Source organism: Streptomyces sp. NPDC021622 (assembly GCF_040640795.1).
Lineage (GTDB): Bacteria > Actinomycetota > Actinomycetes > Streptomycetales > Streptomycetaceae > Streptomyces.
In genome coordinates, this window is record NZ_JBFACK010000031.1 from 50,796 (window position 1) to 60,777 (window position 9,982).

The 9,982-nt window shown below is 68.3% G+C and carries 9 protein-coding genes; 7 read left to right on the forward strand and 2 right to left on the reverse strand.

The annotated features are described in order from the left end of the window. The first annotated feature begins 89 nt into the window (after positions 1 to 89). From AB0G47_RS39925 to AB0G47_RS39940, 4 genes are read left to right on the forward strand one after another with little or no spacing between them, the layout of a single operon-like run. Positions 90 to 2,306 carry a polyribonucleotide nucleotidyltransferase gene (locus AB0G47_RS39925; RefSeq protein ID WP_360780703.1) on the forward strand — a complete coding sequence of 739 codons (2,217 nt, stop codon included), beginning with the start codon at positions 90 to 92 and terminating at the stop codon, positions 2,304 to 2,306. Further along, the gene (locus AB0G47_RS39930; protein ID WP_360780706.1) at positions 2,303 to 3,682 is read left to right on the forward strand and encodes a pitrilysin family protein; all 1,380 of its coding nucleotides are present in this window, start codon (positions 2,303 to 2,305) and stop codon (positions 3,680 to 3,682) included. Before AB0G47_RS39925 ends, AB0G47_RS39930 begins: the two co-directional genes overlap by 4 nt. 30 nt (positions 3,683 to 3,712) lie before the next feature. Further along, complete coding sequence (gene dapB / locus AB0G47_RS39935) at positions 3,713 to 4,465, forward strand: 4-hydroxy-tetrahydrodipicolinate reductase (protein WP_360780709.1); 753 nt, start codon at positions 3,713 to 3,715, stop codon at positions 4,463 to 4,465. A 30-nt stretch (positions 4,466 to 4,495) separates the two neighbouring features. Next, on the forward strand, positions 4,496 to 4,948 hold the full coding sequence (locus AB0G47_RS39940) for a tetratricopeptide repeat protein (RefSeq protein WP_360780712.1): 453 nt from the start codon (positions 4,496 to 4,498) through the stop codon (positions 4,946 to 4,948). 11 nt (positions 4,949 to 4,959) lie between these two features. Here the strand turns inward: AB0G47_RS39940 and AB0G47_RS39945 are convergent, their stop codons facing one another. After that, positions 4,960 to 5,520 (reverse strand): hypothetical protein, encoded by a 561-nt coding sequence (locus AB0G47_RS39945; RefSeq protein ID WP_360780716.1) that lies wholly within the window; start codon positions 5,518 to 5,520, stop codon positions 4,960 to 4,962. Between the two features lie 110 nt (positions 5,521 to 5,630). Then, on the reverse strand, positions 5,631 to 5,870 hold the full coding sequence (locus tag AB0G47_RS39950; protein WP_360780720.1) for a hypothetical protein: 240 nt from the start codon (positions 5,868 to 5,870) through the stop codon (positions 5,631 to 5,633). 212 nt (positions 5,871 to 6,082) lie between these two features. Between AB0G47_RS39950 and thyX the strand changes: the two genes are divergently transcribed. The 3 genes from thyX (at position 6,083) to AB0G47_RS39965 (ending at position 9,736) form a co-directional block, all read left to right on the forward strand. Then, positions 6,083 to 6,823 carry an FAD-dependent thymidylate synthase gene (gene thyX / locus AB0G47_RS39955; RefSeq protein ID WP_360780723.1) on the forward strand — a complete coding sequence of 247 codons (741 nt, stop codon included), beginning with the start codon at positions 6,083 to 6,085 and terminating at the stop codon, positions 6,821 to 6,823. 190 nt (positions 6,824 to 7,013) lie between these two features. Beyond that, positions 7,014 to 7,913, forward strand: a complete 900-nt coding sequence (gene dapA, locus AB0G47_RS39960) for a 4-hydroxy-tetrahydrodipicolinate synthase (RefSeq protein WP_266871235.1) — start codon at positions 7,014 to 7,016, stop codon at positions 7,911 to 7,913. A gap of 137 nt (positions 7,914 to 8,050) precedes the next feature. Further along, positions 8,051 to 9,736 (forward strand): ribonuclease J, encoded by a 1,686-nt coding sequence (locus tag AB0G47_RS39965; RefSeq protein WP_266871236.1) that lies wholly within the window; start codon positions 8,051 to 8,053, stop codon positions 9,734 to 9,736. The last annotated feature ends 246 nt before the right edge of the window (positions 9,737 to 9,982 follow it).

Consider the following 9,982-nt stretch of genomic DNA (forward strand, 5'->3'; position numbering starts at 1 on the left):
TCGAAGACCGGCCCGCACCAGAAGGGCGCTTCTCCGCCACCGTCCCCGTGCCACACGGGCCAAGGGACGAAGACGAGGAGAAAACGCTAGTGGAGAACGAGACCCACTACGCCGAGGCTGTTATCGACAACGGCACTTTCGGCACCCGCACCATCCGCTTCGAGACGGGCCGCCTGGCCAAGCAGGCCGCAGGCTCCGCCGTCGCGTACCTGGACGACGACACCATGGTGCTGTCGGCCACCTCCGCTTCCAAGCGGCCCAAGGACCAGCTCGACTTCTTCCCCCTGACGGTGGACGTCGAGGAGCGGCAGTACGCCGCCGGTAAGATCCCCGGTTCGTTCTTCCGTCGTGAGGGCCGTCCCTCCGAGGACGCGGTCCTGACCTGCCGCCTGATCGACCGCCCGCTGCGTCCTTCCTTCAAGAAGGGCCTGCGCAACGAGATCCAGATCGTCGAGACGATCATGGCGCTCAACCCCGACCACCTGTACGACGTGGTCGCGATCAACGCCGCCTCCTGCTCGACGCAGCTGGCCGGCCTGCCCTTCTCGGGCCCGATCGGCGGCACGCGCGTGGCGCTCATCAAGGGCCAGTGGGTCGCCTTCCCGACGCACACCGAGCTCGAGGACGCCGTCTTCGACATGGTCGTCGCCGGTCGCGTCCTGGAGGACGGCGACGTCGCGATCATGATGGTCGAGGCCGAGGCCACCGAGAAGACCATCCAGCTCGTCAAGGACGGCGCCGAGGCGCCGACCGAAGAGGTCGTGGCTGCCGGTCTTGAGGCCGCCAAGCCCTTCATCAAGGTCCTCTGCAAGGCCCAGTCGGACCTCGCCGCCAAGGCCGCCAAGCCCACCGGCGAGTTCCCGGTCTTCCTGGACTACGAGGACGACGTCCTGGAGGCGCTCACCGCCGCCGTGAAGTCGGAGCTCTCCCAGGCGCTGACCATCGCCGGCAAGCAGGAGCGCGAGGCCGAGCTGGACCGCGTCAAGGAGATCGCCGCCGAGAAGCTGCTCCCGCAGTTCGAGGGCCGCGAGAAGGAGATCTCCGGTGCGTACCGCGCGCTGACCAAGAAGCTGGTCCGCGAGCGCGTCATCAAGGACAAGGTCCGCATCGACGGCCGTGGCGTCACGGACATCCGTACGCTCGCCGCCGAGGTCGAGGCCATCCCGCGCGTGCACGGCTCGGCGCTGTTCGAGCGTGGCGAGACCCAGATCCTGGGCGTCACCACCCTCAACATGCTCCGCATGGAGCAGCAGCTCGACACCCTTTCCCCGGTGACGCGCAAGCGCTACATGCACAACTACAACTTCCCGCCGTACTCGGTCGGCGAGACCGGCCGTGTCGGTTCGCCCAAGCGCCGCGAGATCGGCCACGGCGCGCTCGCCGAGCGCGCGATCGTTCCGGTCCTGCCGTCGCGCGAGGAGTTCCCGTACGCGATCCGTCAGGTCTCCGAGGCCCTCGGGTCGAATGGCTCGACGTCCATGGGTTCGGTCTGTGCCTCCACGATGTCGCTGCTGAACGCCGGTGTGCCGCTGAAGGCCGCCGTCGCCGGTATCGCCATGGGGCTCATTTCCCAGGAGATCGACGGTCAGACGCACTACGTCGCCCTCACCGACATCCTCGGTGCGGAGGACGCGTTCGGCGACATGGACTTCAAGGTCGCCGGTACGAAGCAGTTCGTGACCGCGCTCCAGCTCGACACCAAGCTCGACGGCATCCCCGCCTCGGTCCTGGCCGCCGCGCTGAAGCAGGCCCGTGACGCGCGTCTGCACATCCTCGACGTGATGAACGAGGCGATCGACGTTCCGGACGAGATGTCCCCGAACGCGCCGCGCATCATCACCGTCAAGATCCCGGTGGACAAGATCGGTGAGGTCATCGGCCCGAAGGGCAAGATGATCAACCAGATCCAGGAGGACACCGGCGCCGACATCACGATCGAGGACGACGGCACCATCTACATCGGTGCCGCCGACGGCCCGGCCGCCGAGGCTGCCCGCGCCACGATCAACGGCATCGCCAACCCGACCATGCCGGAGGTCGGCGAGCGCTACCTGGGCACGGTCGTCAAGACGACCACCTTCGGTGCGTTCGTGTCCCTGCTCCCGGGCAAGGACGGTCTGCTGCACATCTCGCAGATCCGCAAGCTCGCCGGCGGCAAGCGCGTGGAGAACGTCGAGGACGTCCTCGGTGTGGGCCAGAAGGTCCAGGTCGAGATCGCCGAGATCGACTCCCGCGGCAAGCTCTCCCTCATCCCCGTCATCGAGGGCGAAGAGGGCGACGACCAGAAGGACGACACCGACAAGTGACGTCGCGTAGCACCACGACGACGGCCCGCCCCTCTTCGGAGGGGCGGGCCGTCGCCCGTACCCAAACCCTCCTCAAGGGCAAGGACGGCATCGGCACGGTCCGCCGTACGACGCTTCCGGGCGGCCTCCGCGTCGTCACCGAGACCCTGCCATCCGTACGCTCGGCGACCTTCGGGATCTGGGCGAACGTCGGCTCCCGCGACGAGACGCCGTCCCTGAACGGCGCCACGCACTACTTGGAGCACCTGCTCTTCAAGGGCACCAAGAAGCGCAGCGCGCTCGACATCTCGGCCGCGCTCGACGCGGTCGGCGGCGAGATGAACGCCTTCACGGCGAAGGAGTACACGTGCTACTACGCGCGCGTGCTCGACACCGACCTGCCGCTGGCCATCGACGTCGTCTGCGACATGCTGACGGGCTCCCTGATCCTCCAGGAGGACGTCGACGCCGAGCGCGGCGTCATCCTCGAAGAGATCGCGATGACCGAGGACGACCCGGGCGACTGCGTGCACGACCTGTTCGCGCACACGATGCTCGGCGACACCCCCCTCGGCCGCCCGGTCCTCGGCACCGAGGAGACGATCAACGCCCTCACCGCCGACCGGATCCGCCGCTTCTACAAGAAGCACTACGACCCGACGCGTCTGGTGGTCGCGGCCGCGGGCAACATCGACCACAACAAGGTCGTACGCCAGGTCCGCGCCGCCTTCGAGAAGGCGGGCGCCCTCCACCGCACCGACGCGACGCCGGTCATCCCGCGCCAGGGCTCCCGCGCGCTGCGCACGGCGGGCCGCGTCGAGGTCATCAACCGCAAGACCGAGCAGGCCCACGTCATCCTCGGCATGCCGGGCCTGGCCCGCACCGACGAGCGTCGCTGGGCCCTCGGGGTCCTGAACACCGCGCTCGGCGGCGGCATGTCGTCCCGCCTCTTCCAGGAGGTCAGGGAGAAGCGCGGCCTTGCGTACAGCGTGTACTCGTACACGTCGGGCTTCGCCGACACCGGCCTCTTCGGCGTGTACGCGGGCTGCCGCCCGAGCCAGGTGCACGACGTACTGAAGATCTGCCGCGACGAGCTCGACCACGTAGCCGAGCACGGCCTGAGCGACGACGAGATCGGCCGCGCGATCGGCCAGCTCGCGGGCTCCACCGTCCTCGGCCTCGAGGACACCGGCGCGCTGATGAACCGCATCGGCAAGAGCGAGCTGTGCTGGGGCGAGCAGATGTCGGTCGACGACATGCTGGCCAAGATCGCGGCGGTCACCCCGGACGAGGTCCGTGAGGTCGCCCGCGACGTCCTCGGCCACCGCCCGTCACTGTCGGCCATCGGCCCGCTGAAGGACAAGCAGGCCGCCCGCCTGCACGAAGCGGTCTCCTAACCCCCTTAACTCCCTTAAGGAATCAGGCACATGAGCAAGTTGCGCGTGGCGGTCATCGGGGCCAAGGGCCGGATCGGCTCCGAGGCCGTGCGAGCCGTCGAAGCCGCCGACGACATGGAACTGGTCGCGGCACTCGGCCGCGGCGACCAGCTGGAGACGCTGGTGGAGACCGGCGCCCAGGTCGTGGTCGAACTGACCCACCCCGACGCGGTGATGGGCAATCTCGAGTTCTGCGTACGCCACGGAATCCACTCCGTGGTCGGTACGACGGGCTGGACCGACAACCGCCTCGCGCAGCTGAAGACCTGGCTGGCCGCGTCCCCCGAGACGGGTGTCCTGATCGCACCGAACTTCTCCATCGGCGCGGTCCTCACCATGAAGTTCGCGCAGATCGCCGCGCCGTACTTCGAGTCCGTCGAGGTCGTCGAGCTGCACCACCCGAACAAGGCCGACGCCCCCAGTGGCACGGCCCAGCGCACCGCCCAGCTCATCGCGGCGGCGCGCGCGGAGGCGGGCAGCGCCCCGCAGCCGGATGCCACGGTGACGGCGCTCGACGGTGCCCGTGGCGCGGACGTCGACGGCGTTCCGGTGCACTCCGTGCGGCTGCGCGGCCTCCTGGCCCACCAGGAGGTCCTGCTCGGCGGCGAGGGCGAGACCCTCACCATCCGGCACGACTCGCTGCACCACAGCAGCTTCATGCCGGGCATCCTGCTCGGCGTACGCCGTGTGGTGAACACTCCGGGCCTCACGTTCGGCCTGGAACACTTCCTTGACCTGAACTGACGCGAGCTGAACCGAGTTGAACTGACCGTCATGCGAGCAAAGATCACTTACGCCGTCACGGCTGCCGTCCTGGTCGTCTATTTCGTCCTGGTCGGCAGCCGCGGCGTGCTCCTGATAAAGCACGGCACCGCGCTCACCGTCACCTTCGGTGTCGCGGTCCTGATCCTGCCGGTCATCGGCGTCTGGTTCCTCTGGAAGAACACCCAGTTCGTCCAGCGCGCCAACCGTCTGGCCGCCGACCTTGAGGCCGAAGGCGGCCTCCCCGTCGACGAGTTGAAGCGCACCCCGGGCGGTCGCATCGACCGCGACTCGGCCGACGAGGTCTTCGCCAGGCGCAAGGCCGAGACCGAGGACTCACCGGACGACTGGCGCTGCTGGTTCCGCCTCGCGGTGGCGTACCACGACGCCAGGGACACTCCGCGGGCACGCAAGGCGATGCAGCGCGCGATCGCCCTCCACGCGGGCAGGCCCGTCAGCGCCTAGCGCCTAGCGCCTCAAGCCGTGCGGCGGTACTCGTCGGCCCACACCTCGATGGAGTCGGCCGCCCGGTCGAAGGCCTCGTGCCGGGCGAGGAAGTCGGCGTTGCGGTCGGTGAGCAACGGCGCCTGCCCGTCGGCCTGCCGATCACGGCGTACGAGCACGAGTGCCTGCCCCTGCACGGTGCGGGGCAGCCCCATCCACCGCACGGGCTGCTGTGTCGTACGCACCGTCACGACCTGCTCCCACGGCACGGTCTGCGTCGTGAGGAAGGCGACCCGGCGCAGCCCGTGCGCGCTCACCCACGTGCCCATGCGCAGCAGCCGCAGCGCGCTCGCGATGATGGCCACCGCGAGCCCCGCGCAGACCGCCGCCCCCGCGAGGGAGTCGGCGAACGCGATGATCACGGCGGCGACCAGGACGTACGAGGCGAGCAGCAGAAGCAGCGCCGCGGCCCCCACCCGCCACGGTCCCGGCCGGTAGGGACGCCGCCAGTGGTCGCGATCGTCGAACGGCAGGGCGGTGTCTTCCGCTGCCTCGTCAAAGGCGCGGTCCGCCGTCAGGAAGGGCAGGGGCACGACTGAACCTCACTCAATCCACGCATGGGCTGTGCCCGGTGAGGCTACCGAGCCCCGCTGTCGCCAGCCACCCTTGGGGGTCCGGATGAGTCAGGGGGCGCCTACGACGGTCAGCGGCCGTCGGAGGCTTCCGACTGCTGGTTCTGCGCCGGCGACTGGTCGGGCGACAGGGCGGGCATGCCGAAGAGCATCGACCCCACGAGCCCGGCGACCACGACGAGTCCGACCAGGGTGCGGCCCACGATCTGACTGGCCGATGCGCGCTCACGGGGCGGTGGAGTGACATTGCTGCGGAACTTGTCGGCTTCGGCGATGAAGGCGAACGGAACGGGCTCGCGCCGACGGAACATGGGTTGCGCTTCTCCTCACACGGATCACACACGGGGCTCACGTGAATCGAACGTGACTCTGTTGACTAGACAGACGCTCGAATCGTCCAAAAGGTGCCCTGTTTCGGCAAATTGGTCGAAGAATGTCGTAGCGGGTCACCGAGGGACCGATTGTCAGTGCCGGGCCATAGAGTGGGCGCCGCCCGAGTGATGCACATGGAAGGACCCCGCCAGTGAGCGAGACCCCCACCGAAGACCTCAAGCCCAGCTTCCGCAGCGAGGTCACCGTCGAGCTGGTGAAGCACGCCGCGACCGACTCCGACGTCCTGTGGGCCGCACGCGTCTCGACCGCCGGTGAGCAGTCCCTCGAGGAGCTCCAGAAGGACCCGGAGCGCTCCAAGGGCCTGATCAACTACCTGATGCGGGACCGCCACGGCAGCCCCTTCGAGCACAACTCGATGACGTTCTTCATCAGCGCCCCGATCTTCGTCTTCCGCGAGTTCATGCGGCACCGCGTGGGCTGGTCGTACAACGAAGAGTCGGGTCGCTACAGGGAGCTCCAGCCGACGTTCTACGTCCCGGACGCCTCCCGCAAGCTGGTCCAGGAGGGCCGCCCCGGCAAGTACGTCTTCGTCGAGGGCACTCAGGCCCAGCAGGAGCTCACGGGCCGCGTCATGGAGGACTCCTACCGCCAGGCGTACGAGGCGTATCAGCAGATGCTCGCCGCGGGTGTCGCCCGCGAAGTCGCCCGCGCGGTCCTGCCGGTCGGCCTGTTCTCGTCGATGTACGCGACGTGCAACGCCCGTTCCCTGATGCACTTCCTGGGCCTGCGCACCCAGCACGAGCTCGCCAAGGTCCCGTCCTTCCCGCAGCGGGAGATCGAGATGGTCGGCGAGAAGATGGAGGAGCAGTGGGCCCGGCTGATGCCGCTCACCCACGCGGCCTTCAACAAGAACGGGCGTGTGGCTCCGTAAGGCACTGATGTACGGATGAGCCGAGCGAGGTGTCCGTATTGCGGCACTTCGAGAAGTTCATCTAGCCTGATCAAACGGACCCGGCACTGCTTGAACCCCCGAGCAGGCAGTGCCGGGCTCCTCACTTGTCAGGTCCGCACACATCCCCCGAGGGGGGACCACGCGCTGAGCAGCGAGTAGCGTGTTACCCATGGCTCCGACCTCCACTCCGCAGACCCCCTTCGGGAGGGTCCTCACCGCCATGGTCACGCCCTTTACGGCGGACGGCGCACTCGACCTCGACGGCGCGCAGCGGCTCGCCGTCCACCTGGTGGACGCAGGCAATGACGGCCTCGTCATCAACGGGACCACCGGCGAGTCCCCCACCACCAGCAACGCGGAGAAAGCCGAGCTCGTTCGAGCCGTAGTGGAAGCAGTCGGAGACCGCGCCCACGTCGTCGCGGGCGTCGGCACGAACGACACGCGCCACAGCATCGAGCTCGCCCGCGACGCCGAGCGGGTCGGCGCGGACGGCCTCCTCACGGTCACGCCGTACTACAACAAGCCCCCGCAGGAGGGCCTGCTCCGGCACTTCACCGCGATCGCGGACAGCACCGAGCTGCCGGTCATGCTCTACGACATCCCCGGACGCAGCGGCGTACCGATCAACACCGAGACGATCGTCCGCCTCGCCGAGCACCCCAGGATCGTCGCCAACAAGGACGCCAAGGGCGACCTCGGCCGCGCCAGCTGGGCCATCGCCCGCTCCGGCCTCGCCTGGTACTCCGGCGACGACATGCTCAACCTCCCGCTGCTCTCCGTCGGCGCCTGCGGCTTCGTCTCCGTCGTCAGCCATGTCGTCACCCCGGAACTGCGCGCGATGATCGACGCGTACTCCACGGGTGACGTGCAGAAAGCCACCGAGATCCACCAGAAGCTGCTCCCGGTCTTCACGGGCATGTTCCGTACGCAGGGCGTGATCACCACCAAGGCGGCGCTCACCCTGCAGGGCCGCCCCGCGGGCCCGCTGCGGCTGCCCCTGGTCGAGCTGTCCCCCGACGAGACGGCCCAGCTCAAGATCGATCTCGCCGCCGGCGGGGTACAGCTCTAACCACAGACTTCACAACTGAATACGCGAAACACCGCAGGACACAGCTCCTGCACCCACACCAAACAACTGCTACTGCACGAACGTCATGCGCGCCACGTGCCCTGGAGGTACGTGGCGCGCGTGGTGAGGAGAGTCTTTTGAGTCATCCGCATCCTGAACTCGGCGCCCCGCCGAAGCTCCCGAAGGGCGGCCTGCGGGTCACCCCGCTCGGCGGCCTCGGTGAGATCGGCCGCAACATGACCGTCTTCGAGTACAACGGTCGCCTGCTGATCGTCGACTGCGGAGTGCTCTTCCCCGAGGAGGAGCAGCCCGGAATCGACCTGATCCTGCCGGACTTCACGTCCATCAGGGACCGCCTCGACGACATCGACGGCATCGTGCTCACGCACGGCCACGAGGACCACATCGGCGGTGTCCCGTATCTCCTCCGCGAGAAGCCGGACATCCCGCTGATCGGCTCCAAGCTGACCCTCGCGCTCATCGAGGCGAAGCTCCAGGAGCATCGCATCCGTCCGTACACGCTGGAGGTCGCCGAGGGCGACCGCGAGCGCCTCGGCCCGTTCGACTGCGAGTTCATCGCGGTCAACCACTCCATCCCCGACGCCCTGGCCGTCGCCGTCCGCACCCCCGCGGGCATGGTCGTCGCCACCGGCGACTTCAAGATGGACCAGCTGCCGATGGACGGCCGCCTCACCGACCTGCACGCGTTCGCGCGGCTGAGCGAGGAGGGCATCGACCTCCTTCTCTCCGACTCGACGAACGCCGAGGTCCCGGGCTTCGTCCCGCCGGAGCGCGACATCTCGAACGTGATCCGTGGCGTCTTCGCCGGCGCCCAGAAGCGGATCATCGTCGCGAGCTTCGCCAGCCATGTGCACCGCATCCAGCAGATCCTGGACGCGGCCCACGAGTATGGCCGCAGGGTCGCCTTCGTCGGCCGCTCGATGGTCCGCAACATGGGCATCGCCCGGGACCTCGGCTACCTGAAGGTCCCGCCGGGCCTGGTGGTGGACGTCAAGACGCTGGACGACCTCCCGGACAACGAGGTCGTGCTCGTCTGCACGGGCTCGCAGGGCGAGCCGATGGCGGCTCTCTCCCGGATGGCCAACCGCGACCACCAGATCCGCATCGTCCAGGGCGACACGGTGATCCTGGCGTCGTCGCTCATCCCGGGCAACGAGAACGCGGTCTACCGCGTGATCAACGGCCTGACCCGCTGGGGCGCCAACGTCGTCCACAAGGGCAACGCGAAGGTGCACGTCTCCGGCCACGCGTCGGCCGGCGAGCTGCTGTACTTCTACAACATCTGCAAGCCCAAGAACCTGATGCCGGTCCACGGCGAATGGCGCCACCTGCGGGCCAACGCCGAGCTGGGCGCCCTCACCGGCGTCCCGCACGACCGCATCGTGATCGCCGAGGACGGCGTGGTCGTCGACCTCGTCGAGGGCAAGGCGAAGATCGTCGGCAAGGTCCAGGCGGGATACGTGTACGTGGACGGCCTCTCGGTCGGCGACGTCACGGAGTCCTCCCTCAAGGACCGCCGCATCCTCGGCGACGAGGGCATCATCTCGGTCTTCGTGGTGGTGGACTCCAGCACCGGCAAGATCACCGGGGGCCCGCACGTCCAGGCCCGCGGCTCCGGCATCGACGACTCGGCGTTCACGGCAGTCATCCCGAGGGTCCAGGAGGTCCTCGAGAAGTCGGCCCAGGACGGCGTCGTAGAGCCCCACCAGCTGCAGCAACTCATCCGCCGCACGCTGGGCAAGTGGGTCTCGGACAACTACCGCCGACGCCCGATGATCCTGCCCGTGGTGGTCGAGGTCTGACCTGACACCGCGTGAACTCCGGAGCGGGGCGCCTCGATTTGCATCGGGGCGCCCCGCTCCAGTACGTTTACGTCTCCGCCTGAACGGGAAGCACCCGGCGCTCACGCGCTGGAAGCAATACCAAGGGGGCGGGGAATTCCGACTCAGAATCTCTGATAAAGTCGGAACCGCCGGAAAGGGAAACGCGAAAGGCCGAGAGGCCGGAGCGGAAACCTGAAAGGCACCGAGGAAATCGGACACGAAAGA